The organism is Rhodococcus sp. NPDC056743, from assembly GCF_042790355.1.
Lineage (GTDB): Bacteria > Actinomycetota > Actinomycetes > Mycobacteriales > Mycobacteriaceae > Rhodococcus_F.
This window is the reverse complement of record NZ_JBHTZI010000015.1, coordinates 87,914-114,485: the sequence shown is the minus strand read 5'-3', so window position 1 is coordinate 114,485 and position 26,572 is coordinate 87,914. Positions and strand designations below refer to the sequence as shown.

The window sequence follows — 26,572 nt, the reverse complement described above, 5'->3', positions numbered from 1 at the left end:
CGACGTCGACGCCCTTACCGATCAGAGCCGCCACGATCTTCGGCACCAACGCGACCCGACGCTCACCGTCACTCGACTCCCGAGGGACGCCGACCGACGGACGCACTTGTGCGCTCTTCGATGTTTCCATTTGTTCCATTACCTTCTGCGGTTGGTGGTTCGCCTGCTGCGATGAGCGGCGGCCAACGTGGGGTGAGCGGAAGATGACCCGCTTTTGGGTGAATGGTGACTGATACTAGCCAGACTTCTCCGCGGAAAGTGAACACGAATAACCACTTTCTTCATCTGAATCGAGTCCGAACAGTATCTTTGGCGATATGCGACTCATTATAATGTGACCCCGATCACAGCTCGGGGTCGACTCATTCCACGATGTGAACAACAATCGAGGCATGAGGTCTCGATCGTGAAGCGTCGAAAGATCGCCGTAGAACGGGTCTACGAAAAGCCTGAAACTGATAACGCAGTGCGCCTGTTGGTGGATCGACTCTGGCCGCGCGGAGTACGACGCGACGAGTTGCCGTTCGACGACTGGGCGAAGGAACTGGCGCCGTCCACCGAACTACGAAAGTGGTACGGCCACGACACGACTCGCTTCGACGCGTTTGCCGCGCAGTATCGCGCAGAACTCGACGCCGTTCCAGTTCGCGAGTACATCGAGCGCGTCACACCCACAGCGGACACTCGCCCCATCGTGCTGCTGACTGCGAGCAAGGACCTCGCTCACAGCCACGCGTCGGTGCTGGCCGATTATCTCCGCGCAATCGTGTAACGATTCCTCAACTATTCACATACTGGGATCGCAACTTGTGCTTGACGAGTTTTCCCGTGGCAGTTCGAGGTAATTCGTCGGCGAAGTCGATAGACCGCGGTGCCTTGAAATGTGAAACGCGATCGCGCACGTACTTCAGCAATTCTTCGGCGACATCCGGCGAAGGTTCGATTCCGTCTACTAACTGAACGACGGCCTTGACCTGTTCACCCATCTCTTCGTCGGGGACTCCGATTACCGCGACGTCGAAAACCTTCGGATGCAGAGTCAGAACATTCTCCGACTCCTGCGGGTAGATATTGACGCCACCCGAGATAATGGTGAAGGCGGCGCGATCGGTGAGATAGAGGAACCGCTCGTGGTCGATGTACCCGATGTCGCCGCTCGTGGTCCAGGTCGGATGATCGGGGTGCTGCGCGGACGCAGTTTTCTCCGGGTCGTTGTGATAGCGGAACGGCAGCGTCTCACGTTCCCAGAAGACTGTGCCGATCTCACCGACGGGAAGGTCCGCGCCGGAATCGTCACAGATATGGACAGTCCCCATTACTCCGTCACGACCGACCGAACCCGGGTGCGACAGCGACTGCTCACTGTTGATGAATGTTGCGCCCGCGCCTTCCGTCGACGCGTAGTACTCGTTGATCACCGGACCCCACCAGTCGATCATCGACGCCTTGACCTCCGGCGGGCACGGTGCCGCGGCATGAATTGCTACCTTCATACTCGACACGTCGTATCCGAGTCGTGTCTCCTCGGGAAGTTTGAGCATCCGCACGAACATTGTCGGCACCCACTGACTGTGCGTGACGCCGTACTCGCTGATCAGCGACAGCGCCGTCTCGGCATCGAAGCTGTCCATCAAGATCACCGTGCCGCCCACCGAGTTGATGACTCCGCAAAACCGCAGCGGCGCAGCATGATAGATCGGCGCCGGGCACAAATAGACTGTGCTGGAATCGAATCCGTACATCGGCGCGAACACGGCGGTGAACGGGTCCATCGTGGCGTCGACTTCGCCTTCCGGGAGATCTCCCTTGATCCCTTTGGGGCGACCGGTTGTTCCCGAGGAGTACAGCATGTCCGTGCCGCGAGGTTGCGAATCCAGCGGCGCGGTCGATTGCGCCGCAAGGGCTGCGTCGTAATCCCCGAATCCCGCGAGCTCACCCCCGTACGCCAATTTGTGGAGAACTCCGGGAGTCAGCGCCGGATCCGTCGGTACAGCGTGTGCCACCGAAGCGGAGGCAATCAGCACTTTCGCCTCACAGTCATCGACGATGTACGCCGACTCCGGCGCCGTCAGATGGCAGTTCACTGCGGTGATGTAGAGACCGGATCGCAGTGCGGCCCAATACACTTCGAAAGCACGCAAGTCGTTGTTCGATATGAGCGCAACGTGATCGCCAGGGCTCAACCCCAGCCCACGTAGATGCCGGGCGAGTGCGATCGACCGCTCGTCGAGTTCCTGGTACGTGATCGACTCGCCGGTCGACGGCCGGATGATCGCGGGCTTGTTCGGCGTGGAAGCAACAAAATTTCCAGGAAACACGTGCACTCCTCAATCAGCTTCTCGTCCGTCCACCCCGGTTTATCACAAGGCGGCGCGGTCCGATTCGATTTCGACGGAACGGCTTCATTGCCTCGGCGACCGAACTTTCTCGCCCTACAGTGGAAGGACAGTGCCCCTGCGAACCAACGGAGACAAGTCACATGAGCGACTGGCCCCAGCAATCCGTCACCGATTTGTTGATCGAGCAATGGCAGGTCATCGACGCGCTTCTCTCCACCCTCGACGGCGACGGCTGGTTCTCCCCCACCAACCTGCCCGGGTGGACCGTGCACGACGTCACCGCGCACCTGATCGGCACCGAATCACTGCTTTCGGGAATCGAGCCGCCTACCACCGACGTCAATGTTCACGGGCTCCCCCACGTTCACAACGAGATCGGCGCTTTCAACGAGCAGTGGGTCGAGGGACTTCGACGGGTCCCGTCGCCGCAACTACTCGAGCGGTACCGCGAGATCACGTCTGCACGCACCGCCGCCCTTCAGAACTTGAGCGAATCCGATTGGAATGCAGAGTCTTCCACTCCCGTCGGTCCGGCACCGTACGGCCGCTTCATGCGCATCCGATTGTTCGACTGCTGGCTGCACGAGCTCGACATCCGTGACGCCGTCGGTGCTCCCGGCGACGAAGGTGGTCCACGCGCCGAGATGGCGTTCAAGGAAATTTCGAGTTCCCTCGGATTTGTTGTCGGCAAGCGCGGCAAGGCGCCGGACGGCTCTCGCATCACCTTTGATCTGAGCGGCCCGCTGGCCCGCGAACTGCACATCGCCGTCGACGGTCGTGCGGCTCTGGTTCCCACCCTGGAGGGGCCGCCCACCGTGACCGCCCGGATGAGCTCCCCACTCTTCACGCGCCTTGCGTGCGGACGGGTCCACGCGGCTGATCATCTTGACGAGATCACGATCGAGGGCGACCACGCGCTCGGTAAGCGGATCCTCGACAACCTTGCGTTCACGATCTGAGCCGCGCCGTCCGATGAAGCTGTTCCTGGCGTCGTACCGGTTCGGCGACCACCACACCCGGTTCGCGGAACTGGTCGGCCCTGGCGCTCGGATCGCCGTCATCGCCGCGGCCGCCGACGCGTGGCCTGCCGCCTCCCGAGCCTCCGCAGTCACCAGTGAACTGGCTCCACTGCGCCGAGCGGGATATGACGCCGAGGAACTCGACGTCCGCGACTACACGCACTCGCCCGGCCCACTGGAGCAGGCACTGCGGACGTTCGACGGCGTCTGGGTCCGCGGCGGCAACACGTTTGTCCTGCGCGCGCAGCTAGCGCGGACAGGAGCAGACGACGTCCTCGAACGCCTTGTGCGCGATGAGGAACTTGTCTATGCGGGATACAGCGCCGGCGCCGCAGTGGCCACCCCGACCCTGATCGGGTTGGACGTCACCGATGATCCGTCGGATGTACTGCCTACGTGCGGAATCGAGCCGGTGTGGACCGGCCTGGGACTCGTCGATTTCGCGATTGTTCCGCATGGCGGCGGTTCGGTTCTCGAGGATCCTGCGGCCACGGCACAGTCAATCGCAATACTGACGGCGGAGAAGATACCGTTTCGGGTTCTGAGCGATCAGCAGGTTGTTGTTGTCGACGGCGGCGGCGAACCGTCCGTCATCTGACCACCTCGGTCGTCAGATGCCCTTCAACCGTGCTCGGCAACAGGTGCCGGGTGAACGCTGTGCGACTGGCGATCGAGTCGCGCCCAGGCGATTTCCCAACGCTTGACGGACACTTCGTCCGCATCTTCGAGTAGCGCGTCGAGAAGCAGTCGCGGGTTCTTGTGCCACGCGAGTTCTGCTGCGCGCACCTCGGCTGCGGAAAAGAGTCCGGACGCGGCAAGGTCCCGGATCCAATCGTCGATTTCGCCGCGGTGAATGCGGGCAATCGTCTCGTATCCGATGTGCTCATCGAGGAAGTCGTACGAAAATATTGCAGCCAGGTAACTGTTCGACTCACGCTGTCCGAAAATCATGTGCGTTCCTTCCTCGAAGTGTCCGACGACGATGTGACGACTATTCGTTGCCTAGGTACACCCGAGAAGGTTTTCCGGTGAACCTGTAACGCTTCGTTTATCCCCGACGATGCACACGCTAACCCCCCAAGGCTTCGTTTGGGTTGCGCTCAGGAAAACGATGCCGCGTCGGTGCCTATTCGAGACCTAGTGCCATCGCAGCGAAGACATTGGTCCGCATCTCGGGCAACTCGGCCTGACCAGCGATTTGCCCGATTATTCAGGCCTCCCAGAAGCAACAAATCCCCTGGCGAAAAAATCTTTTTCAACTATCCCAACAGGTGGGATAGTTACGGTAGCAAATCATGTGTATCGCTGTTTTCGAACACATCTTCACACGGAGAATGCCTAGTACACAGTAGGTTTTGGACCCTCCATCGCCGTACACGATCAGCTTTGAACAGCCGTCCAATTCCCCGAGCAGCAATCACCGGGAGACGGCACCTCATGATCCTGAAGCCACCTATCGCCCCGGTACCGTCGAGGGAACATCCCCTCACCGATACGGAGCCCACCCACAATGGCCGACACAGTCGTACACAACGTCGACGAGAACCGCTTCGAGATCTACTCGGATGACGAACTGGCAGGTTTTGCGGAGTATTCCGAATCAAACGGAGTGCGTGACTTCCACCACACCGTCACCTACCCGCAGTTCCGTGGCCGCGGACTCGCTGCCGTCGTCGTGCGCGAAGCGCTTGTACAGACGCAGTCCGACGGTAAGAAGATTGTCCCGTCCTGCTCGTACGTCGAAAAGTTCGTCGCGCAGAATCCGGAGTTTCAGGTCCTGGTGTAACTCGCTTGTTGCCTCGGGGATAACTAACCCCGAGGCCTAGTGAGCCGTCAAAAATCAGTCGCGGACTTCACGCGTGTCGGGCAGTGTTGGTGGAAACACCAGTTCGTTGCCCGTCGCCCGGAAGGAACGTCCGTGACGCTCACACCCCGACTGCGACGCGCGGGCACGTCCAACCAGATCCACTACCTTCCGTTGGTTCTGATCAACCTCGCAACGCTGTTCTCCGCAATCGGAAACGGCATCGCCATTGTGGTCATCCCCTGGCTCGTTCTCGAGCGCACCGGGCGCGCCACCGACGCAGCAATTGTTGCCGGCGCAGCTGCCGTGCCGCTACTGATCGCGAGTTTGTTTTCCGGCACCCTCGTTGATCGATTCGGCCGTCGACGCACCTCGATGGTGTCCGACGCGTTGTCCGCCGTGTCAGCCTCGGCAATTCCGATTTTCGCGGTCACCTCAGGTCTGAGCATTCCGGTGATCGCCGCTCTGGCTGCACTCGGTGCAACATTCGATCCGGCCGGTATGGCGGCGCGGGAATCGATGCTCCCTGCGGCTACGCGGGCAGCGGGATGGAAACTCGATCGAACCAACAGCCTGTACGAGGCAAACTACAACGTCGCGTATTTGATCGGCCCCGGGGTCGGCGGCGTCCTGATCGCCACGATCGGCGCGGTCAACACCCTCTGGGTGACTGCGGCGGGATTTATGCTTTCGATAGTCGTCGTTGCCTTCATCCGCCTGGCCGATGCCGGAACACCCGACCCCGAACGGCGTCCGGCATCCATCTGGCACGGCACTCTCGAGGGCCTGAAGTTCGTGTGGAACAACAAACTCCTGCGGACTCTGGCGCTGGTCGACATGGCCGTCGTCGCCCTGTACATGCCGGTGGAAAGTGTTGTTTTTCCTGTGTATTTCACCGAACTCGATCAACCCGCCCAGCTCGGGTCGGTGTTGATGGCGTTGGCAATCGGAGGAATTGTGGGCGCCTTGGCTTACGCCCCGCTCGCTCCGCTGATGTCCCGGCGACTGATCATGATCTGTGCAGTCGGCGTGCTCGGCGTTGCCATGCTGGCGATGGCCCTACTACCACCCTTGTGGGTGATTCTGGTTCTGGCGGGCCTGCAAGGTCTCGTGTACGGCCCGGTGGGCCCGATAGCCAACTACGCGATGCAGACCCGTAGCCCCGAGCACATGCGTGGCCGCGTGGTCGGCGTGATGACGTCGACGGCTTACGCCGCCGGTCCACTCGGATACCTTGTTGTCGGTCCGCTTCTCGATCAGCTCGGTATCGCATCCACCTTTGTGGCACTGTCGATTCCGATTGTGGTCATCGCGATCGTGTGCGCGGCGCTTCCGGTACTGCGCGAACTCGATCACCCCTGACGCTATTTGAACCCCATCACCTCGTTGCCCCAGGCGATACGCAGTACCTCGTCGGCGTCGTGAACCAACGAGTCCGGTGAATCGATCAGCAGAGTCGATCGAGCCTCTTCGTCGTACGGCGGCCAGTGTTTGGACCCGTCGAGCGCCGCCGGCACAGCATGTCGGGCAAACGCTAGCCACCGCCGTTGCATCCGACCCGCCACCTCCATCGCAGCCTTGCGTCCACCCAACCAGAAGGTCGGGTCAACGTTCAGTGTTCCGAAATTACCGAAGACATAGGGCAATTCGGTTGCGTGGCCAGCTCCGATACGCGCCGCCTTGAGCATGGGGGTGGCATGGTCGAATCGATAAAGCCAGGTCGGTGAGTGCCGCGCATGCGCGTCGGCAATCCACAGCGTCGGCATCCGAAACGCGGCGTCACGCGAGAGCGCCAGCGCACCACTGGGTTTGGCATGATCAGGATAAGCCGACATGATCTCGGCCAGCCTCGTCGGCGAGATATCTGGGTGGTCATCGGCCAATGCCTGCAGCATCGCCTCCACCGACTGCGCACTCACCGGCATCAATGGTGATTTCATGAACTTGAAAATCGACGCCTCGTCCTTGTTCGAGCCGATGATCAGTGGAATCCTGTGGGCATACCCCTTCTGGAAAGCTGCAACCGGATAGTGCGGCACCAGTTCTCGATCCACCACCGGCGCCATGGCGAGGGTTCCCGGAATCCGGGTCGGGATTTCGTTGACCAGTTCGTCACCGGCCTTGATGATCAGCTCGAGCTCGGTACCGATCAATTCGCCGGCGTCGTCCGGAGCAATCGAAATGAGCTCGAGGAAGCGGCTTGCCACCGAGCGAGCGCGGTCGCGTCCGTATACCGATGTGGCCGGTGGACTTTGAGCGATCGCGCGATGAAAGAGACCCTCCGCCGCGGGGCACGTCATCAGCGTCGTGATGGACCCGGCACCCGACGACTCCCCGAAGACCGTCACCTCGTCCGGGTCACCGCCAAACGCAGCAATGCTGTCACGTACCCACTCGAGCGCCGCAATCTGGTCACGCAAGCCACAATTCGACTCGAACACGACGTCGGGCGTCGAAAACGAAGACAAGTCCAGGAACCCCATCGCGCCGACGCGATAGTTGAACGACACCAGGACGACGTCACCGGTCTCCGCGAGGTGTCGACCATCGTAAATGGATTGGGCAGCCGAACCCAGGCAATAGGCGCCGCCGTGAATCCACACCATGACCGGTCGCGGTGTGCCGTCCGGTCGTGGGGCCCACACATTGACGGACAGACAATCCTCATCGACCACAAAGGCCCGGTCTATCGGGACGGCCGGGCTTTGCCCCTGCGGTGCGATGGGACCGAAGGTGCGGCAATTTCGCACGCCGTCCCATGGTTCCCGCGGCAACGGTGCCCGGAACCTGCGCTCGCCGGTCGGGGCGGCAGCGTATGGAATACCCTTCCAGCTGAAAACTGAACCATCGGCATATCCCCGGACCTTGCCGGCTGGCGTGCGGACGACAAGAGTGCTCTCGCCTGTCTCTTCCGGTCGAATTTCGGTGTCCATGCCTGAATCTCCTCACGACCTCGACTTTGAGAGAATCTTTTCCAAACCTACCAATTTCCGGCAGGTGGGGACGAGCAACGGAAAGCGGCGGTGTTAAGGTCGCCTTGTTCTGACACGGGGTGCTCCGCATGGGCGGGGCTGAGATCAAACCCGGGAACCTGATCAGGTAATGCTGACGAAGGGATGTCATGGCTACCACACAGCCTGCATACAGTTCTGCCGTAAACACGTCTGCCGAAAACACGGCGGTGTCCGGAAGCTCGGTGCTCACCGAACCGAGCTCCGACCGCTTCACCGACCGACTCTGGGCCGAGACACAAGCACTGCGTGAGTCGATCGACTCACTCGAATTCCTGCGCCGCCTGGGCGACGGCACCTTGCCGCTCGACGCGTTCCGCACCTACATCGAACAGGACAAGCTCTATCTCGAGGGGTACTCCCAAGCGCTGTCGCTCGTTGCCGCTCATGCACCGAATCCGCAGGCAGCGGGATTCTGGTCCAACTCTGCGTCCACCGCGGCAACGGTTGAGTCGGCTCTGCACGACGGCCTTCTCACCGGCGGGATCCTGCCGGCCGAGACCAGCCGGCTCGAGCATTCGCAAGCGTGCTTGGGATACGTGTCCTACCTGATCGCGACGGCTGCTACGGCGCCGTACGCCGTCTCGGCGGCTGCTGTACTACCCTGCTTCTGGATTTACGCCGAAGTCGGCCGTGACCTGGCCGCATCAGCGCGGGAAGTCCTGGACGCAGATCCGACGCATCCCTACGCACAGTGGGTCAGCACCTACGACGCTCCGGAATTCCACGAGTCAGTCGCGAAGGCTCGGGTGCTCGTCGACGCCGCAGCCGACGCCGCTACCGAAGCAGATCGAGAAGCGATGAGCGAGGCGTTCCGGATCGCAAGTCGATTCGAGCTGATGTTCTGGGATTCGGCATTGCACCCGCAGCCCTGGCCCGCGTCATGATCTCAGTACGTCGGATTCTCGCCACGACTGCAGCTCTCGCGGCAACCCTGACCGTGATCAGCGGATGCTCCAGTGGCACAGAATCTTCGGATTCCATCCGGTTTGCACTCGACTGGACTCCCAACACCAACCACACCGGACTCTACGTCGCGATGCAGGAGGGCTACTTCGACGACGCCGGACTGGACGTGTCGATCCTGCCCTACAACAACACCTCCCCCGACACTCTGGTGGATGCCGGCAACGCAGAGTTCGGGATCAGCACCCAGAGTCAGGCGACGTTCGCCCACGCTGCGGGTGCGGACACCGTCTCCGTCATCGCGCCACTTCAGCACCGCGCCACGGGAATCGGCGTCAAGGCCGACCGATCGGACATCACTCGTCCGCGTGATCTCGACGGCAAGGTCTACGCCGGCTTCGGCGATCCCGGCGAGGTCGAAACCCTGCAGCAGGTGATTCGTAACGACGGGGGCACCGGTGACTTCACCACCGTCACGCTGGGGACGTCGGCCTACGAAGCCGTGTACTCGGGCCAAGCTGATTTCACGGTGTCGTACTTTGCCTGGGAAGGCCTCGAGGCGGAGCGCAACGGAACCCCGATGCGGTACTTCCAGTACACCGACTACGGATTTCCCGACGCGTATTCCATTGTGATCAACGGCAATCAGAAGTGGCTGAAAGATCACCCCGAGGAAGCCGCCAAGTTCGTCAAGGCCGTGCAACGCGGATACCAGACGGCCGCCGAAGATCCCGACCGCGCCGCCCAGGATCTCATCGACGCCAACCCGGGCGCTTTCACCGACGAAGACCTCGTTCGGGACAGTCAGCGCATGCTTGCCGCCGACTTCATGAAGGACGCAAACGGTGTTGTCGGAACTCAGAATCTCGAAACATGGTCCGGTTACTCGGGTTTCCTCTTCGACAACGGCTTGCTGGCCGGCCCGGACGGCAAGACGCTGACCCAGCAACCGAATTGGTCGGAATACTTCACCAATGAGTACCTCGCCGCGCCCTGAAGTGGTAACTCGCTGGGGATCCGTCACCCGGCGAGCGCTGCCTGCGCTCGCCGTGGTGATCCTGCTCGTAGTGGCCTGGCAGATCTACGTCGACGTCAGCGACATTCGTCCACAAGTTCTGCCGTCACCCGGGCGAGTACTGACGCAGGGCTGGGACAACCGCGAGGTAATCGCCGGTCATGCGTTGTCGACGCTTCAGGTGACACTGATCGGGTTCACCGTCTCACTGGCACTCGCGTGGATTCTTGCTGTGGTCGTGGACTTTTCACCGTGGCTGTCGCGCGCGTTGGTGCCACTTTTTGTCGTCTCGCAGACGTTGCCGATCATTGCGATCGCCCCACTCATGATCATCTGGTTCGGATTCGGGCTGTTGCCCAAAGTTCTGGTGATCGCATTGGCAACGTTCTTCCCGATGACCATCGGTTTGATCGAAGGGTTTGCCGCAGCCGATCGTGAAGCCGGTGCACTCCTGCGCAGCATGGGCGCATCCCGCTGGCAGGAGTTCCGGTACGTCAGGCTCCCGTCGGCCATTCCACGGTTCTTCACCGCTCTCCGTATCGGCATCACCTACGCCGTCGTGGGCGCGGTGTTCTCCGAATACGTCGGCGCGACCTCCGGTTTGGGCATCTACATGAGCACCCAGAAGAACTCCTTCCGCACCGACCTCGTGCTTGCCGCAGTTCTCGTGACCGCCCTGATCAGCGTCACCCTGTACCTCCTGACCTTTGCCATGGAACGCGTCGTTGCGCCGTGGGCGCTGCGCGAAAGGACACCGCGATGAGCACCGACCGCATTGTCGACGTGGCCTCGCTCAGCAAGGAGTTCGGCGCACGCGCGGACACACGACGGGTTCTCGATGACGTGTCGTTCCACGCTGCGCCAGGCGAATTCGTCTCGCTGATCGGCCCGAGCGGGTGCGGCAAGAGCACCATCTTCAACGTCCTCGCCGGACTCGAATCCCCGACGACGGGAAGCGTCACCGTTGGTCTGCCGAACTCGGGACGCGACATCCCGACCGCCTACATGCCCCAGAAAGATCTCCTGTTTCCCTGGCGTTCGGTACTCGACAACACTGCGTTGGGACTCGAAGTACAAGGCGTGCCCCGGAAAATCGCACGCAACAAGGCCCGTGAGTTGTTTGACGCCTTCGGACTGTCGGGTTTCGAGAATGCCACTCCGTCGCAGCTTTCGGGCGGCATGCGCCAACGGGCGGCATTGCTGCGCACTGTAGTTCAGGGCAAGCCCGTGCTGCTGCTCGACGAACCGTTCGGCGCCCTCGACTCGTTGACCCGCACCGAAATGCAGTCCTGGCTCCAGGATGTGTGGCAGCAGTATCGGTGGACAGTTCTGATGATCACCCACGACATTCGTGAGGCCATCTACCTGTCCGATCGCGTTGTAGTTCTCTCGGCGAGACCCGCCACGGTCAAACGCGTCGTCGACGTGCCGCTTCCTCGCCCTCGCGAGCTGGACATGATCACCTCGCCGGAATTTGCCGCGGTGGAGCGCGAACTGCTCCAGGTGCTGCACAGCGAGACTCTGGCCGCTTTGTCCGACTAGTCCCCACCTGCCGATTACTGAAAATAAGCTGAGAGTCACGCGCAGTTCACCGACAGTTCAGAAGGCGCTGATCAACCAAGGCCCAGGTCGACGCTCCGCAAAGTCCCATTGCGACCAAATCTACTCACTACCAGAGTGATAACGCTTAACGAAATTTAAGTATGTGTGTCGGGCGTTCCACAAAACTCTCCAGTAACGTAGTGTGGACCGCCTACGCAGCCACTCACCGCGAGGTAACTGGCGAGTGATGTTTGCGTGACAAGACCCCATCGCAACAGATTTGGAAAGGGACAGTGTGAGCACACTGCAGTCAGGCCAGAGTCTCGCAATCGGCCAGGAACTCAAGTCCGACAACGGTTCCTACGCCCTCACCCTGCAGGCCGACGGCAACCTGGTTCTCTCCGAGGACGGCCGCGCAGTTTGGGCAGCCGGCACCAACGGATCGGGCGCCAATCGTGCGGACCTGCAGGCCGACGGCAACTTCGTCCTCTACAAGGACGGGGACGCAGTCTGGGCATCGCAGACCTCCGGCAACGAGGGCGTCTCGCTTTCGGTTCAAGACGATCGCAATGTCGTTCTGTACGCGGGCGAGCGCGCCCTGTGGTCCACTGACACCGCCGTCGCAGCTCCCGCGCCGGAACCCACCCCGGAGCCGGCCCCGGCAGCACCAGAGCCCGAACCGGCTCCCGCTGCTCCGGCAGCTCAGACCTACACGGTCGCGGGCGGCGACACCCTCTGGGCGATCGCCGAGCGCTTCTACGGGGACGGCAACCAGTACCAGCGCATCGCCGATGCCAACGGTATCGCCAACCCGGATCTCATCAACGCGGGCCAGGTTCTGACCATCCCGGCGTAGCCTCTTTTTGCCGCGAAACCCCAGGCGTCCATGCCTGGGGTTTTGTGCATTAGACGGCTTTTGTGTTCTATAACACACTTATTCGCGTCCCACCCAATAGCTTTCGATGTGCCACTACTGTTCGATTTCGCCTACAGTGCTTTGCGTACTGCTCCCGGAGAACAGGTTGTGCATGAGAGACAGAACTGTCATGGTCGGCGCGCTCACAGTTGCCGGCATTTCTGTCGCTTCGGGCTTCCTCTTCGGCGGAGCGGCCGGAGCATTCGGCGGCGGCGGACCGATCGTCACCCCACCCGCCTTGGTTTCCACGATCACCGTTGATTCACTCGCGGATATCGAGCCTGCCTCGTTCTACACCTCGATCGTCGTACCTACCGTCGTGATTCCGCCGACGCCGACGTGGAAGGTTGCACCCGAGCTCACGGCCCCGCGCAACGTACCGCTGACCTCGGTGGAGGCATCGACGACAACGTCCACCACCACCGAATCAAGCTCGAGTTCCACCACTCCCGTGTCATCGACGCCCGCTTCGTCCACACCTGCGTCGGCAACACCGTCGAGTACTCGCCCGTCCGGAACGGCGACGTCAACGGCAGTCCCGACCAGCACGGGAATCCCGGTCGTCACCATCGATTCCGAACGCCCGTCCAGCGGAGACTGACCGGTTTGGCGTCAGCGACCACGTGACCGCCGTTACATCCTCTGCCTGCAAACAGCTGCTTTGTCGGCACCTCGCGTTACCGTATAGGTCTCAGCGTTGCGTTAGGAGGTGACTGATGGCCGTGCACGGATTCGACCTCGATATCAGTGTCGACCGAGCGTGGGCGGAATTTCAGGCACGCCTGGCCGACCACATTTCGATCATGGTGGACGGCGACGTCCTTGCTGTCGAGGCTGCGACCTCCGATATCGACACCGCGGAAGGCGGCGCTCCCTGTGTCCAGTTCCTGATCTGGGACACCGACATGGTGCGATGCGAGGTTCCCTCCAACAATTTCCTGCACCCGCGGTTTGCCCTCGACGATTCCGGTCTCGAGACGCTCGTCGCGCTCGGCTGGGCTCCCCCGTCGGACGGTCCCGATACCGACAACAGCTCCCCCGCTTTCTGCGTGGACAAGCGGCAGAACTGGTCGGACCAACTGGCATCGATGACCGTTGCGGCATTTCGCACCGTTTTCGGCGTCCACCACCCGGCCTTTCTGTCCAGTGATCTCACCGGCAACCAGCTGACACCGGACTTCGATCCGTCCATCACCACCGTCGACGAGTTACCGCTCCTCGATCCATCTGCGGCGTACATGCCCAACGACGTCGACCATCTCAAAGAACTTGTCACCCTTGCCCTCGTCCCCATGCTCGGCAGCCTCCCCGAACGCGACAGCGACGGAGACATCCCCATTCGTGTCGGCTCCACCGTCATGTTCGTCGGACCGCTCTCGGATTCGCTTGACGTTCAACTGTTCTCACCGCTCGTGCAGGACATCAGCGATCGCACACGCGCCAGTGAGGTCATCGCTGACCTCAACCGCAAATGGTCCCGGATCAAGTTCGTTCTGATCGACGACAGGTTGTCCGTCTTCCTCGAAGTCGCAGGCTCACCGTTTGTGCCCAAACATCTCACCGATACATGCGCCTCGTTGACGTCGTTCCTACGTACCGTCGACGACGAATTCGCGTCACGGTTGGGCGGCGATCTCTTCTTCGCGAACAAAGGCGGCGAGGCGGGCACATCGCAACCCGAGCTCACCATGGAGGATTTGCCGCCGGAACTCGAGACACTGCTTCATCTCGACCTCGACGTGGCCGATGACCTCGAGGCCGTCGCCGACGTGTGTGGCCGCGATCGCGACCTGATCCTGCAGTTGCTCCACATCAGCAACGAGTGGCAGATCCAGTTGCGGAGCCAGGCCGTCGACGCACACAGCCGTGACGACGCCGACGAAGCTGCCGGATTCAACGATCAGGTCGGGACGTGGGAGCGCATGGTCGATCGACTGCGCGGAGCACTTCGTCTGGTCGTGCTGCCCGATGCCAAGACTGACCCGCCGGCAAAACCGCAGCCGGAGCAGATGGGGTTGTTTGCCGATCCCACTCAGGAAACGCTGTTCGACGACCCGTCCTGACCTAGGAAAATTCAGCGTCGACGAAGCCGCCACAACGAGGTGGTTTCACGCGCACGCGCGGCATGCAGAGCGTCCGTTCGGTCACTTACCTTGGCGTGTGTCGGTTTGACGTCGATGCGATCTATTACGGTCAATCCGCCGGCCGCGATCATCGCGTGCAGTTCCGAGCGCGTGCGCAAGCCCAGGTGCTCTGCGATATCGGAAAGAATCAACCAGGCCTCGCCGTCCTCGGCGAGATGGGCGCCAACTCCCGTCAAGAAGCCATTCAGCATAGCTCCGGCCGGGTCGTAGATCGCGTACTCGATCGGCGAGGTTGCATTGGCGGGAATCCACGGCGGGTTGCAAACCACCAGTGGCGCAACACCTTCGGGGAACAGATCGGCCTCGATTACCGTCACCTGATCGCTGTAACCCAACCTGTCGAGGTTGGACCGCGCGCACTGCAGGGCCCGAGGATCTTGATCCGTCGCCGTCACTTGTGCGACACCGCGCTGAGCGAGAACGGCGGCCAGCACCCCGGTGCCGGTACCGATGTCGAAAGCGCTGTCGGTCGACGGCAATGGCGCTGCGGCCACCAGATCGATGTACTCGCCGCGCACGGGTGAGAACACTCCGAACGCCGGATGGATCCGAGCGTTCAACGCGGGAATCAACACTCCTTTGCGATTCCACTCGTGTGCGCCGATTGCACCCAACAAATCACGCAGCGAACGAACCGAAGGCTGATCCGTGACGCCGAATGCCTCGGTGAATGCCGTGTGCGCGTCGGGAGCTCGACGCAATGGAATCGAGAGATCCGCATCGAGAGGAATCAGGAGCATCCCGAGAATCTGTGCGCGTCGACCCTGCGTTTGGCGGTGAAGATGGAAGGCCTGGGCCGGATCATCCGAGTCTCGGCGCGGTTTGCGGTCCATCCGCGCTGCCACGGCCCTGGACAGCTGACGCGCATTCTGGAAGTCACCGCGCCACAGAAGGGCTGTTCCCTCGCACGCCAATCGGTAGGCTTCGTCAGCCTTCATCGTGTCGTCCGCGACCAGTATTCGTTTAGGGGCCGGTGCCCCACTCGTGGAACCCCAGAGCGCGCGGCGCTCGGTATCGTTCTCGGTCCACACAACGTACTGTTCGGTCATCAAAGGCCCTTCCGGCGTCGGACATGGAGCGGATAGGGCGTTCGACGCACTGCGGCCGGTCCCGGCTCGCGTGTTCCAGTTCTGCACATCTGCTTGTCTGGTTCCACACTAGCCGGGACCGGCCGGATTACTGACCTTGCGCGGGGCGCCTCAGCTCGCCGTGCGCGAACGAACCGCCTGTGCAATACGAGCCTCTGCGACGGCGTCCGCTGCCTCACCCGCGAGGATTGCTTCTGCCTTCGACTTCGCAAGAATCTCGGTGACGGTGTCGAAAATCTTCTCCACCTGAGCCTTGACCTGCTCAGCCGTATGCTCTTTCAGCTCACCCGCAACCTGGATGAGACCACCACCGTTTGCGACATAGTCGGGTACCCACGTGATGCCGCGCTCGCTCAGAACGGACTCGACCTCGGGTTCGGTCAGCTGATTGTTGGCTGCGCCGCAAATCACCGCGGCACTGATTGCCGCTGCCGAGTCGTGCGAGAGTGTTGCCCCCATTGCGCAAGGTGCATAAACATCGAGGTCGGCGTCGATGACACCGTCCACGATCTGCACCTGCGGGAAATCCGCCTTCACACGGTCGAGTGCTGCCGCGTTGACATCGGTTGCCAGCACGGTCGCGCCGTCGGCCAGGAGCAGCTTGATGAGTTCGTACCCGACCTTGCCGGTGCCCTCGACTCCCACCGTCTTCCCGGTCAGATCGCGCGAGCCCCAGTGCGCCTGGGCCGCAGCCAACAGCGACTGGAAAACGCCGAGAGCCGTCATCGGCGCACTGTCACCCGAGCCGCCCGCTTTCGCATTGCGCCCCACCACGAAGTCGGTTCCCAGCCCGATCACGTCGAGATCGTCCGAGTTGGTTCCCACGTCTCCGGCCGTGATGTAGCGGCCGCCAAGTGTCTGAACGAATTTTGCGTAGGCTCCGAGCAATTCGGCGGACTTTGCCGTTGCCGGGTCCCCGATGATGACGGCCTTTCCGCCGCCCAGATCAACACCTGCGATTGCGGCCTTGTAGGTCATTCCGCGAGAGAGCCGCAAAACGTCTGTGACAGCGGAAGATTCGTCTGCATACGGGTAGAAGCGGGTTCCGCCGAGCGCCGGCCCGAGCGTCGTGGAGTGGATTGCAACAATCGCCTTGAGTCCGCTCGCCGGATCCTGGAAGAAGCTCACCTGCTCGTGCGGGTAATCGCGAAGATAGTCTGCGCGATCGAATACGCCGGCAGTGTCGTCGGAGATGTGGGTGGAGTTCACAGGCTCGGCGGTGAGAGTCATTGTGAGATAGACCTTTCCAAAGGACTTGTACGACACAGGCGTGAGATCGAGACGAACCGTCAATGGGTACAGTGATCTACGCAAACTGTCCCGCTGAGCAATTCGTAGAACCAATGCTCTTCCTGAGCTACGATTTGGTCAATGCAAATCTATTGAACTAAGCAATACGATCATCCAGTGACCTCGATCACTGAAGAAAGGTTCACAAAATGCTCAGCATCGACAAGCTCGACGTCCAGCTACTCGGATTGCTCAGCAAGGATTCGCGCATGAGTGTCGCCGAACTCGCCAACTCGTTGGGGGTCGCCCGCAACACTGTTCAGGCCCGAATGAAGCGGATGGAATCGGGCGGAATTCTGACCGGCTTCCGCCCCAATCTCGATCTCCCCGAAGTCGGTATTCCCATTCAGGCATTTGTGGGACTCGAATTGGAGCAGGGAAAGATCAGTGCCATCGCGAGGAGCCTGGCCGAGTTGCCCGAGGTGATCGAAATTCACGCCACCACGGGACGCGAGGATCTACTGGTGCGCGTGGCCACCTCCACCCACGCGGCGCTGCAGAAGCTGGCCGAGCAGATCGTCAGCCTTCCGGGTGTCACGCATTCCACCACCACGATCGCGTTGACCAATCCACTTCCCTATCGAATCCAGCCACTGCTCGAGCACCTCACCAACGATGCAGGCTGGGGGCGCTCCACAGCGTTCCCACGGCAGCAGGATTGAGACGCGCATTCGCGACGACGCTTCCTGGTGCAGTAGTTTTGTCGTTATGAGTGACATCCAGGGACAGCGCATCGCGTTCATTCAGGCGACGTGGCATCGCAACATCGTGGACCGTGCACGTGACGGATTCACAGACGAAATCGTCGGCTTGGGGTACGCCCGCGACTCAGTCGATTTCTTCGAGGTGCCGGGCGCTTTCGAGATCCCGCTGCACGCTCGCCGTTTGGCGCAGACGGGCCGTTACCAGGCAATTGTTGCTGCTGGTCTCGTCGTCGACGGCGGCATCTACCGCCACGATTTTGTGGCGACAGCCGTCATCGACGGTTTGATGCGAGTGCAGCTTGATACCGATGTGCCGGTCTTCTCCGTCGTTCTGACGCCGCACAACTTCCATGAGCATGCTGAGCATGTCGACTACTTCAGCACCCATTTCGTGAAGAAGGGTGCCGAAGCCGCTCGCGCTGTCGACGCCACAGTCACCTCGCTGAAGGCTCTGCCGACCGCCTAGTCATTCCACAGTCTCGCTGAGTCGGATGCCCTCCGGCTCAGCGAGATTTTTTGTGCCTATCCAGGGATCTCGAACTTCGCGTGGATGGCTGCGTTCTCCCCGTCCACGGATTCATAGCGGTCGATGCAGGCTTGAAAGTAGGCTCGCATCTCCTTCACCACGGCGATATGGCTGTCGAGTGACTTCTCCAACGAGTCCTCGCCGGCGCGCGCTTTAAGCGAGAATTTTGCGGCCAGATCGAGACCTGACTGTAGGGTGCCCATGCCCTTGACGTCGCTGAGCCGCTCGCAGAGCACGACCATCAGCCCCAGTTCATCTATCCACGCGTTACAGGCTGCAACCATTGGTTTAGCCACGTCTGGATCGACGAACAGTTTGCCGGTGTCCTGATTCGACATTTGACCTACCTCTCGGAGATTTATCGGGGCAAGGACGAAGCAAGTTGCAATGCAAAACTTTCGACAAGCTCACAGGTTGAGCCTTCGTGTGGTGTCCCCGCTTTTGCTTCGATGTTGAGCCACACCGAACCTCGAGATTCCGCAAACGCCAGATAGCATCCGTCGATCGTTTCGTCAGATTCCCGCCGAAACCAAAGCCCGACTCGATCACCAATTATCGACTCATCGAATTTTATGTAATCCGGCCTGTTCCGTACATCATCAAGCGTGTAATTTGTCGACATGATCGTGAAGAAGTACCACGACGATTTCCACATACACATCTTCCATCCGGGTTGCTCGACACCGTCAATATCGATGAGCTCCGTCGACGGGTCGAGACCCACTTCCTCGATCACCGAGTCCGGAATGTCCGTACAGGCGTTGAACAAACCCTCCTGACCAGATGCACGCTCAGGCTCGCCTACAACGGTTGAACCACAACTCACTGTAAGCAACCCAATGATCAGCGCCGCCACCATAACTCGAAGCAGCGCCATTCTAAGATCCCGATACTTCATGCCGTGCCAGCCGGCCCGCACTATCCACGTCTACGGATTCATAACGGTCGACGCAGGCTTGAAAGTAGGCTCGCATCTCCTTCACCACAGCGATGTGGCTGAGAAGCGACTTCTCCAACGAGTCCTCGCCACCAACTGCTTTCTTTGAGAACTTTTCTGCCAGTGCACGTCCCGATTCCAGGCTTCCCATCCCAGAGGCATCGGTCAAATCACTCAATCTCAATTTCATGTCTTTGAATTCGCCCAGCAACGTCTTGCATGCTGCAGCCAATTGTCGAGCGACGTTCGGATCAACTGCCAACTGCGGATCTCCCACGTTCTCCGCCCACTCTGACCAAGTCATTGCGCCCCCTTTGGCCTAGCCCTCGAACTGCTGGATTGTTCACTCGATTTCCGACTTGAGATCAAAGCGGTAAGTAGGTCACGAGATCCTTTGCTAGGGCCATCGCCATGTCGCAACTCGGCATATCTTGTGGCTCTAATCCAGTGCTTTGAACGCGAATCCAAACTGATCCCTGATCCGCCGGGAACACGACGTAGCAGCCTTCCCCCACCGCGTCGGTTTCCTTCCGGTACCTGATCGCCGTCCTTCCGTCGATTTCTACGTCAACGATGTCGACGTAGTCAGGATTCTTGCGAATGTCGCCAGTCGTGTAGCGAGTCGACAGAATGCTTAATCCATACCAAGATCCGTCCCACGCACAAATCTTCCACCCAGGCTGTTCGACGCCAAAAATATCGACGCTTTCAGTCGCCGGATCAAGACCCACTCCCCCAATCACCGAGTCCGGAATGTCCGTACACGGATCAAATAGTCCCTCTTGACCGGATAGCGGCTCAGCCTCCCCCTCCACGGCTGAGCCGCATCCAGCCAAAGCCCATACCAACATCCCTGCCATGAGAAGCCGACCCCCCATCGACATTCTCATCGGCCCCCTTCGGTATGAACTCACACTGTTTGATGCGCCAGAAGCCGGATCGGTTCCCGTTACCGACTAATTCCCAGTTCACATCGACCTGTTCGCTTCCAGCGCATCTGTAGCGATTGACGCTGCTCGCGACGGTCGCATACTGGAGGGGTTGACTACAACGCCGGGAGGGCACCGAGTGAGCACGCCGAAAGCACCTGCCAAACCAGCAATCCTTAGCGTCGACGACGACCCCGGTGTTTCCCGGGCCGTCGTCCGTGACCTTCGTAAACGCTACGGCGAGAAATATCGGATCATCCGCGCCGAATCGGGCGATCAGGCGCTCGAAACTCTGCGCGAAATGAAGCTTCGTGGAGACGCTGTCGCCGTTATCGTCGCCGACTACCGCATGCCCGGTTTGAGCGGAATCGAATTTCTCGAACAGGCAATGGATCTCTACCCCATAGCTCGACGCGTCCTTCTGACTGCGTATGCAGATACTGATGCCGCGATCGACGCCATCAACGTCGTCGACCTCGATCACTACCTGCTCAAACCTTGGGATCCTCCGGAAGAAAAGCTCTACCCGGTCATCGACGCCCTCCTTGACGCCTGGGCCGGCTCCAGCCACCACCCCACGGAGGAGACCAAAGTCGTCGGCCATCGTTGGTCTGGTCGATCCTCGGATGTTCGAGAGTTCCTGGCGCGCAATCAACTTGCCTACCGCTGGTACATGTCGGATGAACCTGAGGGACAACGACTCCTTGCGGCCGCGGGAGCCGACGAATTGAACCTTCCCGTCGTCATTGCTCCCAATGGTGACGTACTGGTCGAGCCGACGGATACCGAACTCGCGGACAAGCTCGGCCTCAGCACAACCCTATCGGAGGACTTCTACGATTTGGTTGTCGTCGGCGGTGGGCCCGCAGGGTTGGGTGCGGCGCTCTATGGAGCCTCCGAAGGCTTGCGGACAGTCCTCATCGAACGACGCGCCACCGGTGGGCAGGCGGGTCAAAGTTCTCGTATCGAAAACTATCTCGGCTTCCCCGACGGCGTTTCCGGATCACAGTTGGCCGATCGCGCACGAAGGCAGGCATCAAAGTTCGGCGCCGAGGTCATCACAGCCCGCGATGTGACGGGTCTCGAGATCAACGGGTCTGCTCGCACAGTTCGTTTCGACGACGGCACGTCCGTCGACGCGCACTCGGTTATCTTGGCTACCGGTGTTTCGTACCGCCAGCTTTCGGCTCCCGGTCTCGACACCTTCACCGGCCGAGGCGTGTACTACGGGTCTGCCGTCACCGAAGCCGCCCGCTGTAGCGAGCAGGACGTCTACATCGTGGGCGGGGCGAACTCCGCAGGCCAAGCAGCTGTTTATCTTTCACGCGGAGCGCGATCCGTAACAATACTCATCCGTGGCGCTTCACTCGAAGCGTCCATGTCCTACTACCTGATTCAGCAGATCGAGAAGAACCCGAAGATTTCGGTCCGCGCGTGCACCGAAGTAATCGCGGCTGACGGCGACGATCATCTCGAGCGAATCACGCTGTTGAACAGAGCAACCGGCACCGAAGAGACCGTCGACGCGCAGTGGCTGTTCATCTTCATCGGCGCAGCACCGCTGACGGATTGGCTCAAGGATGTCGTCGTGCGGGACAGCCACGGGTTTGTCCTGGCCGGCCCTGACCTTGCTTCCGATGGCATCACACCGCAAGGGTGGCCCCTCGATCGAGCACCCCACCACCTCGAAACCAGCGTTCCCGGAGTCTTTGTCGCCGGCGACGTGCATGCCGAATCAGCCAAGCGGGTCGCGTCGGCTGTCGGCGAAGGAGCGATGGCCGTGATGTTCGTCCACCGCTATCTCGCTCAACAATAGGGAGATTTGATGCCTGTTCCAGAATGCAGTCCAGAACTCCTTCGCACACTATTTCTGTTCGAGAAGCTCAGCGACGATCAACTCGAAACACTCTGCCAGAGTGGTCATATCACTGAGATCGACCGCGGCCAGGTCTATCTCGAAGGCGACCCGGCGTCGTGCTTCTACGTCCTGATCGAGGGCGAGTTGATCATGTCGAAACTCTCGGGCGGCGAAGATATCGAGATGGTGCGCACCTCCCAGCGAGGCGTCTACTCCGGCGGCTGGACGTCGTACTTGGGCGACCGCGTGCCGCAAATCTATTCGGCGTCGCTGCGGGTAACCAAGCCGTCGACGTTCTTTGTTCTCGATGCCGACAAGTTCGGTGAGGTAGTGCGCGAATGGTTCCCGATGGCGGTTCATCTTCTCGAAGGAGTGTTTTTCGGTAACCAGAACACCCGGCAGATCATGGATCAGCGTGAGCGTCTCCTCGCCCTCGGATCCCTCTCTGCCGGATTGACCCACGAACTGAACAATCCTGCCGCTGCTGCAGTGCGAGCCACTGCGTCGTTGCGCGAGCGAGTTGCCGGAATGCGCCACAAATTGGGGATGATTGCTACAGGCTTCTACGATCGCGACGCGCTTGTCGCCCTCATGCGTATGCAAGAAGAAGTTGCCGAAGTTGTTGCCAAGGCTCCGACGCTCACTCCACTTGAAGCATCTGATCGGGAGGACTCGCTGGGCGAATGGTTCGAGGAACATTCCATCCGCGAAGGTTGGGACCTAGCACCAACCTTCGTACAGGCAGGCCTCGATACCGACTGGCTCGAGAATGTTGCCGCAGCCGTGGACGAGTCTGTACTCGAGGGTGCAATTCGGTGGTTGAACTACACCATCGAGTCCGAGTTGCTGATGAACGAGATCGCAGAATCCACCACACGAATCTCCACGCTTGTCGGTGCGGCCAAACAGTATTCGCAAATGGACCGCGCTCCTTTTCAGACTGTCGACGTTCACGAATTGCTCGACAGCACTCTGATCATGTTGGGACAGAAGATCGGTGACATCACCGTCGTCAAGGAATACGACCGGACTCTGCCTCCCATCGATGCTTACGCCGGCGAACTCAATCAAGTGTGGACCAACCTGATCGACAACGCCGTCGCCGCCATGGACGGCACTGGAACCTTGACTGTTCGCACCAGCCGGGATGGTGATCGAGTCTGCATCGAGATCTGCGACACCGGATCAGGAATCCCCGACGACGTCATCGACAGAATCTTCCAGCCCTTCTTCACCACCAAACCTGTCGGAGAAGGAACGGGCTTGGGCCTGGATATTTCGTGGCGCATCGTTGTCGGTAAACACCATGGTGAACTCCGGGTCACATCCGAGCCTGGAGACACCCGCTTCCGCGTCCTTCTGCCCATATCCGGACCAGAACGCAACCACGTCGACGACGCCGAGTAGCGCACACCCCACTCGGCGCGCACGATGAATGAAGCAGAGCCACTTCAACGAAGGGACTGACCATGACTGACGGACTTCCAGCTGGAATTGATCCGAGCGTGCCGCCGAGTGGTGCCGGGTGCGTGGAATGCGACGCAACTGGCGGTTGGTGGGTGCATTTGCGTCGATGTGCTCAGTGCGGTCACATCGGATGCTGCGACTCATCCCCGTCACAACACGCCAGCGCTCACGCAGCTGCCACCAAGCATCCCTTCATGCAGAGTTTCGAGCCTGGCGAGGATTGGTTCTGGAGCTTCGAAACCCAGGAAGCCTACGACGGACCTGAATTAGCCCCGCCCACTTCTCATCCCACCAGCCAGCCCACTCCAGGTCCGGAGGGCCGAGTGCCAGCCGACTGGCAACAACACATCCACTGACTCCGAGACGACGTCCGTCATTTCACCGGAATGTCGAAGGTGAGCCGAGAAGGCTGAACATAGTCTGCCGGGTCGGTAAGTAGTCGCAGTTCGGGGGACGTCGGCAAGCCTGCAAGTGCCAGGCGCAATCTCTCTTCGTAGGCGACGGCCGGTGCGGAGAGCGGTGCGAGCCAATTGTCGTGGTGCGCCGGCACGAAAAGAGACGGCCGCAGCGCCCGGATGTAGTCGAGCGGATCACTGAGCCCGTTCGTGTACTGGTTGTAGCCCTGGATAGACCCGATCTGAACCGTGGAGGCCGGCAAGGCACGCAAGGCGTCCAGGATCTCCGGTGCGTCGGTGAACAGCGGACCCGTGCTGTCGTGCCAGGTCAGCACGAAGTCACCGACCACAAACTGGTACAGCAACGATCCGCCCTCGGCGTCGCTGAAATGCGACGCCAGGTGCGCGGTGTCGTGAGGTGTCGGCGGGTGTTCGATGGCCGGACTGAAATCCGGCACAAGAACGAGTGGCGGTTGCTCTCCTCGCGGGGCCCGTAGCGCGGAGTGCAGGTGCCGAACGGTATGTACTGCAACACCGTTAGACAACAGGAAGTCAGTTCGATCAGAACCCAGCGGGTACGTGCGGAGTTCTGTTGTGGCCTGCCCGGCGATCTGGCTGCAGTGCTCGTCGGTGCCGACGATGGTTGCTCCACAGAGCGATGCAATTTCGGCAGCGTCTGCCGCGTGGTCGAAATGCCCGTGCCCAATCAGAATGTGACTCGGCTCCAGCGCGGCCAACTCTTCGGGGCTGGTGGGAACGTAGTTCGAGAACTCGCCTCGTGGAACCCACGCGTCCAGCAGAAGAACGTTGCCGGCGATGGCCATTGCAAAATTCGTGACACCAAACCAGGAGAGAATCGTCTTGGACGGGTCCACTTCGCCAGTCGACGGATCAACATTCTCGGAGCCGAAGAAACGTTGGCGCGCAGCGATAGTCGGACTCACCGACACGGGAACGGAGGCCGACGCCTGGGTCACCACAAGGGTTGAGGCAGCCGCAGCGGCAGCTCCCACGACAAAGGTCCGCCGGCTAACTTCGTTCGAAAACATGACTGCAGTCTATGTTGTGCGTACGCTCCTCAAATTTCATTCCGCATTCTCAGGTCCGCGGCGACATCGTTGAACGCACGGGAGGCTCTCCCGGCTTTCACACATTGCAATCCATTGCAATCCATTGCAACCCTTCACACCCCATCACTGGAGTCCTAACGTTGATCTACCAGCGGATTCACAACGAAGTGAGGTGCGGATCTATGAAGGCAGCACGGTTCCACGGTCAGAAAGACATCCGAATCGAAGACATTCCCGAGCCCGAAGTACGGCCCGGGACCGTCAAATTGAAGGTCGCGTGGTGCGGAATTTGTGGTACAGACCTCCATGAGTACCTCGAAGGCCCCATCTTCATCTCGGCGCCGGGTCACCCTCACCCCCTCTCTCATGAGAACGCGCCTGTCACGATGGGGCACGAATTTTCGGGCACAGTTGAGGAAGTCGGCGAAGGCGTGACCGACGTCGAGGTAGGCGAAAACGTCGTCGTCGAGCCGTATTTCGTCTGCAACGAATGTGCGCCGTGTAAGGCCGGGAACTACCACCTCTGTACTCAGATGGGATTCATCGGATTGGCCGGCGGCGGTGGCGGGCTCAGCGAAAAGGTTGTGGTCGACCGTCGTTGGATTCACAAAATCGGAAACATCCCATTGGACGAAGCTGCGCTGATCGAACCGTTGAGCGTTGCCCACCATGCCGTAGTTCGTAGCGGCGCCCAAAGTGGCGACATCGCGATTGTCGGAGGCGCCGGACCTATCGGGCTGCTTGTAGCCGCAGTACTCAAGGGCCTTGGCGTAACCACGATCGTCACGGAACTCAGCGGTGCCCGCAAGGAAAAAGCACTGTCCAGCGGTGTCGCCGACTATGTCATCGATCCGAGCTCCGAAGATGTGAAGGCGCGCGTTCTCGAGATCAGCGACGGCATCGGTGCGGATCTCGGATTCGAGTGTGCCGGGGTCAACGCGGTGCTCGACACTATGCTCGACACCGTTCGACCCGCGGGAGTGGTTGTCAACGTGTCAATTTGGGGCAAGCCGGCGACAATCGACATGCAGAAACTGGTCCTCAAAGAGATCGATCTACGCGGAACAATCGCGTACGTGCGTGATCATGAAGCCGTCATCAAGATGGTTCAGGACGGAGTTGTCGATCTGGCGCCGTTCATCACCGGACGCATTCAGCTCGAAGAGTTGATTACCGAAGGCTTCACAACCTTGATCGAACACAACGACACAGCGGTCAAGATTCTAGTTCGTTCATAATTCAACAACTGGGAAATGCGGTGGGGACGTCACGTCTCCACCGCTCCTTGGTTTAGGAGGCTTCCCGCTCCTGCTCAACACACATCGCCGAGTATCGCGCGAAGGCATCGTTCAAGGTCAGAGACTTGCGCTTGTCGCCGATATCGCGCGGCGGCGCCTGCCGGACACATCGCTTTGCGTGCTCGATGACTGCCTCGCGCACAACGCTGGATATGTCCGCGCCCGTAAGCTCCCGGAGAGCCTCGAGAGCCTCCAGTTCCTCTGAATCAAATCTCACTGTTACCGATCGTCTAGCCACACACAGGATGCTACGTCGAGTCACACCAATATTGGGAGTTAGGTTCGAGCGACACTCGAAAACGCTTCTCTCCAAA

Annotated in this window: 29 protein-coding genes, 1 pseudogene and 1 riboswitch; of the genes and pseudogenes, 18 read left to right on the top strand and 12 right to left on the bottom strand. The window is 60.4% G+C overall.

All coding sequences use genetic code 11. From position 1 onward, the window contains the following. Positions 1-130, bottom strand: a pseudogene (locus ACFRFQ_RS29110) (NAD(P)(+) transhydrogenase (Re/Si-specific) subunit alpha); the annotation flags it as partial. 276 nt (positions 131-406) lie between these two features. On the opposite strand from ACFRFQ_RS29110, the gene ACFRFQ_RS29105 reads away from it, so the two are divergent. Further along, on the top strand, positions 407-772 hold the full coding sequence (locus ACFRFQ_RS29105) for a DUF488 domain-containing protein (RefSeq protein ID WP_378665074.1): 366 nt from the start codon (positions 407-409) through the stop codon (positions 770-772). 7 nt (positions 773-779) lie between these two features. Here ACFRFQ_RS29105 and ACFRFQ_RS29100 read toward each other — a convergent pair whose 3' ends face one another. Continuing rightward, on the bottom strand, positions 780-2,318 hold the full coding sequence (locus tag ACFRFQ_RS29100) for an AMP-binding protein (RefSeq protein ID WP_378665073.1): 1,539 nt from the start codon (positions 2,316-2,318) through the stop codon (positions 780-782). Between the two features lie 161 nt (positions 2,319-2,479). Here ACFRFQ_RS29100 and ACFRFQ_RS29095 point away from each other — a divergent pair, with 161 nt between their 5' ends. Together ACFRFQ_RS29095 and ACFRFQ_RS29090 are read left to right on the top strand one after the other, a co-directional pair. Further along, a complete protein-coding gene (locus tag ACFRFQ_RS29095) occupies positions 2,480-3,298 on the top strand; it encodes a maleylpyruvate isomerase family mycothiol-dependent enzyme (protein ID WP_378665072.1) in 819 nt (272 codons plus the stop codon). 13 nt (positions 3,299-3,311) lie between these two features. After that, positions 3,312-3,956, top strand: coding sequence for a Type 1 glutamine amidotransferase-like domain-containing protein (locus tag ACFRFQ_RS29090; RefSeq protein WP_378665078.1), 645 nt, complete (start codon positions 3,312-3,314; stop codon positions 3,954-3,956). 23 nt (positions 3,957-3,979) lie between these two features. Here ACFRFQ_RS29090 and ACFRFQ_RS29085 read toward each other — a convergent pair whose 3' ends face one another. Beyond that, a complete protein-coding gene (locus ACFRFQ_RS29085) occupies positions 3,980-4,309 on the bottom strand; it encodes a hypothetical protein (RefSeq protein WP_033236037.1) in 330 nt (109 codons plus the stop codon). Between the two features lie 559 nt (positions 4,310-4,868). On the opposite strand from ACFRFQ_RS29085, the gene ACFRFQ_RS29080 reads away from it, so the two are divergent. Next, entirely contained in the window at positions 4,869-5,144 is a 276-nt protein-coding gene (locus ACFRFQ_RS29080; protein WP_378665071.1) for a GNAT family N-acetyltransferase, read from the top strand. A gap of 132 nt (positions 5,145-5,276) precedes the next feature. Continuing rightward, positions 5,277-6,524 carry an MFS transporter gene (locus tag ACFRFQ_RS29075; RefSeq protein WP_378665070.1) on the top strand — a complete coding sequence of 416 codons (1,248 nt, stop codon included), beginning with the start codon at positions 5,277-5,279 and terminating at the stop codon, positions 6,522-6,524. A gap of 2 nt (positions 6,525-6,526) precedes the next feature. On the opposite strand, the gene ACFRFQ_RS29070 is transcribed toward ACFRFQ_RS29075, so the two are convergent. Beyond that, positions 6,527-8,095 carry a carboxylesterase/lipase family protein gene (locus ACFRFQ_RS29070; protein WP_378665069.1) on the bottom strand — a complete coding sequence of 523 codons (1,569 nt, stop codon included), beginning with the start codon at positions 8,093-8,095 and terminating at the stop codon, positions 6,527-6,529. Between the two features lie 105 nt (positions 8,096-8,200). Next, positions 8,201-8,296: riboswitch (TPP riboswitch) on the top strand. Between ACFRFQ_RS29070 and ACFRFQ_RS29065 the strand changes: the two genes are divergently transcribed. From ACFRFQ_RS29065 to ACFRFQ_RS29035, 7 genes are all read left to right on the top strand, one after another. Beyond that, on the top strand, positions 8,284-9,060 hold the full coding sequence (locus ACFRFQ_RS29065; protein ID WP_378665068.1) for a TenA family protein: 777 nt from the start codon (positions 8,284-8,286) through the stop codon (positions 9,058-9,060). (Overlaps the previous riboswitch by 13 nt.) Beyond that, positions 9,057-10,076 carry an ABC transporter substrate-binding protein gene (locus tag ACFRFQ_RS29060; protein WP_378665067.1) on the top strand — a complete coding sequence of 340 codons (1,020 nt, stop codon included), beginning with the start codon at positions 9,057-9,059 and terminating at the stop codon, positions 10,074-10,076. The genes ACFRFQ_RS29065 and ACFRFQ_RS29060 overlap by 4 nt, the downstream gene beginning before the upstream one ends. Continuing rightward, positions 10,054-10,857, top strand: coding sequence for an ABC transporter permease (locus ACFRFQ_RS29055; RefSeq protein ID WP_378665066.1), 804 nt, complete (start codon positions 10,054-10,056; stop codon positions 10,855-10,857). The genes ACFRFQ_RS29060 and ACFRFQ_RS29055 overlap by 23 nt, the downstream gene beginning before the upstream one ends. Next, the gene (locus tag ACFRFQ_RS29050) at positions 10,854-11,636 is read left to right on the top strand and encodes an ABC transporter ATP-binding protein (RefSeq protein WP_378665065.1); all 783 of its coding nucleotides are present in this window, start codon (positions 10,854-10,856) and stop codon (positions 11,634-11,636) included. The genes ACFRFQ_RS29055 and ACFRFQ_RS29050 overlap by 4 nt, the downstream gene beginning before the upstream one ends. 295 nt (positions 11,637-11,931) lie before the next feature. Next, positions 11,932-12,492: a LysM peptidoglycan-binding domain-containing protein gene (locus tag ACFRFQ_RS29045; RefSeq protein WP_378665064.1), complete on the top strand. Its 561-nt coding sequence runs from the start codon at positions 11,932-11,934 to the stop codon at positions 12,490-12,492. Positions 12,493-12,664: 172 nt separating this feature from the next. Next, positions 12,665-13,153 carry a hypothetical protein gene (locus ACFRFQ_RS29040; protein WP_378665063.1) on the top strand — a complete coding sequence of 163 codons (489 nt, stop codon included), beginning with the start codon at positions 12,665-12,667 and terminating at the stop codon, positions 13,151-13,153. A 115-nt stretch (positions 13,154-13,268) separates the two neighbouring features. Beyond that, on the top strand, positions 13,269-14,615 hold the full coding sequence (locus ACFRFQ_RS29035; protein WP_378665062.1) for a hypothetical protein: 1,347 nt from the start codon (positions 13,269-13,271) through the stop codon (positions 14,613-14,615). 11 nt (positions 14,616-14,626) lie between these two features. Here ACFRFQ_RS29035 and ACFRFQ_RS29030 read toward each other — a convergent pair whose 3' ends face one another. Further along, a complete protein-coding gene (locus ACFRFQ_RS29030) occupies positions 14,627-15,745 on the bottom strand; it encodes a methyltransferase (RefSeq protein ID WP_378665061.1) in 1,119 nt (372 codons plus the stop codon). A 150-nt stretch (positions 15,746-15,895) separates the two neighbouring features. Next, positions 15,896-17,014 (bottom strand): Glu/Leu/Phe/Val dehydrogenase, encoded by a 1,119-nt coding sequence (locus ACFRFQ_RS29025; RefSeq protein ID WP_378665060.1) that lies wholly within the window; start codon positions 17,012-17,014, stop codon positions 15,896-15,898. Between the two features lie 209 nt (positions 17,015-17,223). On the opposite strand from ACFRFQ_RS29025, the gene ACFRFQ_RS29020 reads away from it, so the two are divergent. Both ACFRFQ_RS29020 and ACFRFQ_RS29015 read left to right on the top strand, forming a co-directional pair. Continuing rightward, positions 17,224-17,736, top strand: a complete 513-nt coding sequence (locus tag ACFRFQ_RS29020; RefSeq protein ID WP_033236034.1) for an Lrp/AsnC family transcriptional regulator — start codon at positions 17,224-17,226, stop codon at positions 17,734-17,736. A gap of 46 nt (positions 17,737-17,782) precedes the next feature. After that, positions 17,783-18,244 (top strand): 6,7-dimethyl-8-ribityllumazine synthase, encoded by a 462-nt coding sequence (locus ACFRFQ_RS29015; protein WP_138872674.1) that lies wholly within the window; start codon positions 17,783-17,785, stop codon positions 18,242-18,244. A gap of 56 nt (positions 18,245-18,300) precedes the next feature. Here the strand turns inward: ACFRFQ_RS29015 and ACFRFQ_RS29010 are convergent, their stop codons facing one another. From ACFRFQ_RS29010 to ACFRFQ_RS28995, 4 genes are all read right to left on the bottom strand, one after another. Next, positions 18,301-18,642 (bottom strand): hypothetical protein, encoded by a 342-nt coding sequence (locus tag ACFRFQ_RS29010; protein WP_378665059.1) that lies wholly within the window; start codon positions 18,640-18,642, stop codon positions 18,301-18,303. Positions 18,643-18,662: 20 nt separating this feature from the next. Beyond that, complete coding sequence (locus ACFRFQ_RS29005; protein WP_378665058.1) at positions 18,663-19,181, bottom strand: DUF3558 domain-containing protein; 519 nt, start codon at positions 19,179-19,181, stop codon at positions 18,663-18,665. Position 19,182: 1 nt separating this feature from the next. Then, positions 19,183-19,545 carry a hypothetical protein gene (locus ACFRFQ_RS29000; protein WP_378665057.1) on the bottom strand — a complete coding sequence of 121 codons (363 nt, stop codon included), beginning with the start codon at positions 19,543-19,545 and terminating at the stop codon, positions 19,183-19,185. A gap of 61 nt (positions 19,546-19,606) precedes the next feature. Then, positions 19,607-20,101 (bottom strand): DUF3558 domain-containing protein, encoded by a 495-nt coding sequence (locus tag ACFRFQ_RS28995; RefSeq protein ID WP_378665056.1) that lies wholly within the window; start codon positions 20,099-20,101, stop codon positions 19,607-19,609. A 208-nt stretch (positions 20,102-20,309) separates the two neighbouring features. Between ACFRFQ_RS28995 and ACFRFQ_RS28990 the strand changes: the two genes are divergently transcribed. The 3 genes from ACFRFQ_RS28990 (at position 20,310) to ACFRFQ_RS28980 (ending at position 23,851) form a co-directional block, all read left to right on the top strand. Continuing rightward, the gene (locus tag ACFRFQ_RS28990) at positions 20,310-21,986 is read left to right on the top strand and encodes an FAD-dependent oxidoreductase (protein ID WP_378665055.1); all 1,677 of its coding nucleotides are present in this window, start codon (positions 20,310-20,312) and stop codon (positions 21,984-21,986) included. A gap of 9 nt (positions 21,987-21,995) precedes the next feature. Beyond that, on the top strand, positions 21,996-23,435 hold the full coding sequence (locus ACFRFQ_RS28985; RefSeq protein WP_378665054.1) for an ATP-binding protein: 1,440 nt from the start codon (positions 21,996-21,998) through the stop codon (positions 23,433-23,435). Positions 23,436-23,497: 62 nt separating this feature from the next. Continuing rightward, entirely contained in the window at positions 23,498-23,851 is a 354-nt protein-coding gene (locus tag ACFRFQ_RS28980; protein WP_378665053.1) for a UBP-type zinc finger domain-containing protein, read from the top strand. A gap of 17 nt (positions 23,852-23,868) precedes the next feature. Here ACFRFQ_RS28980 and ACFRFQ_RS28975 read toward each other — a convergent pair whose 3' ends face one another. Further along, complete coding sequence (locus ACFRFQ_RS28975; RefSeq protein ID WP_378665052.1) at positions 23,869-24,939, bottom strand: MBL fold metallo-hydrolase; 1,071 nt, start codon at positions 24,937-24,939, stop codon at positions 23,869-23,871. Between the two features lie 203 nt (positions 24,940-25,142). Here ACFRFQ_RS28975 and ACFRFQ_RS28970 point away from each other — a divergent pair, with 203 nt between their 5' ends. Beyond that, entirely contained in the window at positions 25,143-26,198 is a 1,056-nt protein-coding gene (locus tag ACFRFQ_RS28970; protein ID WP_378665051.1) for a 2,3-butanediol dehydrogenase, read from the top strand. Positions 26,199-26,250: 52 nt separating this feature from the next. Here ACFRFQ_RS28970 and ACFRFQ_RS28965 read toward each other — a convergent pair whose 3' ends face one another. After that, positions 26,251-26,475: a hypothetical protein gene (locus ACFRFQ_RS28965; protein WP_138872666.1), complete on the bottom strand. Its 225-nt coding sequence runs from the start codon at positions 26,473-26,475 to the stop codon at positions 26,251-26,253. Between the last annotated feature and the right edge of the window lie 97 nt (positions 26,476-26,572).

Coding starts and splice junctions, on each gene's coding strand:
- ACFRFQ_RS29095 (WP_378665072.1), top strand. CDS start 2,480: ATGAGCGACTGGCCCCAGCAATCCGTCACCGATTTGTTGATCGAGCAA.
- ACFRFQ_RS29090 (WP_378665078.1), top strand. CDS start 3,312: ATGAAGCTGTTCCTGGCGTCGTACCGGTTCGGCGACCACCACACCCGG.
- ACFRFQ_RS29085 (WP_033236037.1), bottom strand. CDS start 4,309: ATGATTTTCGGACAGCGTGAGTCGAACAGTTACCTGGCTGCAATATTT.
- ACFRFQ_RS29080 (WP_378665071.1), top strand. CDS start 4,869: ATGGCCGACACAGTCGTACACAACGTCGACGAGAACCGCTTCGAGATC.
- ACFRFQ_RS29070 (WP_378665069.1), bottom strand. CDS start 8,095: ATGGACACCGAAATTCGACCGGAAGAGACAGGCGAGAGCACTCTTGTC.
- ACFRFQ_RS29065 (WP_378665068.1), top strand. CDS start 8,284: ATGGCTACCACACAGCCTGCATACAGTTCTGCCGTAAACACGTCTGCC.
- ACFRFQ_RS29060 (WP_378665067.1), top strand. CDS start 9,057: ATGATCTCAGTACGTCGGATTCTCGCCACGACTGCAGCTCTCGCGGCA.
- ACFRFQ_RS29055 (WP_378665066.1), top strand. CDS start 10,054: ATGAGTACCTCGCCGCGCCCTGAAGTGGTAACTCGCTGGGGATCCGTC.
- ACFRFQ_RS29050 (WP_378665065.1), top strand. CDS start 10,854: ATGAGCACCGACCGCATTGTCGACGTGGCCTCGCTCAGCAAGGAGTTC.
- ACFRFQ_RS29040 (WP_378665063.1), top strand. CDS start 12,665: ATGAGAGACAGAACTGTCATGGTCGGCGCGCTCACAGTTGCCGGCATT.
- ACFRFQ_RS29035 (WP_378665062.1), top strand. CDS start 13,269: ATGGCCGTGCACGGATTCGACCTCGATATCAGTGTCGACCGAGCGTGG.
- ACFRFQ_RS29030 (WP_378665061.1), bottom strand. CDS start 15,745: ATGACCGAACAGTACGTTGTGTGGACCGAGAACGATACCGAGCGCCGC.
- ACFRFQ_RS29025 (WP_378665060.1), bottom strand. CDS start 17,014: ATGACTCTCACCGCCGAGCCTGTGAACTCCACCCACATCTCCGACGAC.
- ACFRFQ_RS29020 (WP_033236034.1), top strand. CDS start 17,224: ATGCTCAGCATCGACAAGCTCGACGTCCAGCTACTCGGATTGCTCAGC.
- ACFRFQ_RS29015 (WP_138872674.1), top strand. CDS start 17,783: ATGAGTGACATCCAGGGACAGCGCATCGCGTTCATTCAGGCGACGTGG.
- ACFRFQ_RS29010 (WP_378665059.1), bottom strand. CDS start 18,642: ATGTCGAATCAGGACACCGGCAAACTGTTCGTCGATCCAGACGTGGCT.
- ACFRFQ_RS29005 (WP_378665058.1), bottom strand. CDS start 19,181: ATGGCGCTGCTTCGAGTTATGGTGGCGGCGCTGATCATTGGGTTGCTT.
- ACFRFQ_RS29000 (WP_378665057.1), bottom strand. CDS start 19,545: ATGACTTGGTCAGAGTGGGCGGAGAACGTGGGAGATCCGCAGTTGGCA.
- ACFRFQ_RS28995 (WP_378665056.1), bottom strand. CDS start 20,101: ATGGCAGGGATGTTGGTATGGGCTTTGGCTGGATGCGGCTCAGCCGTG.
- ACFRFQ_RS28985 (WP_378665054.1), top strand. CDS start 21,996: ATGCCTGTTCCAGAATGCAGTCCAGAACTCCTTCGCACACTATTTCTG.
- ACFRFQ_RS28980 (WP_378665053.1), top strand. CDS start 23,498: ATGACTGACGGACTTCCAGCTGGAATTGATCCGAGCGTGCCGCCGAGT.
- ACFRFQ_RS28975 (WP_378665052.1), bottom strand. CDS start 24,939: ATGTTTTCGAACGAAGTTAGCCGGCGGACCTTTGTCGTGGGAGCTGCC.
- ACFRFQ_RS28970 (WP_378665051.1), top strand. CDS start 25,143: ATGAAGGCAGCACGGTTCCACGGTCAGAAAGACATCCGAATCGAAGAC.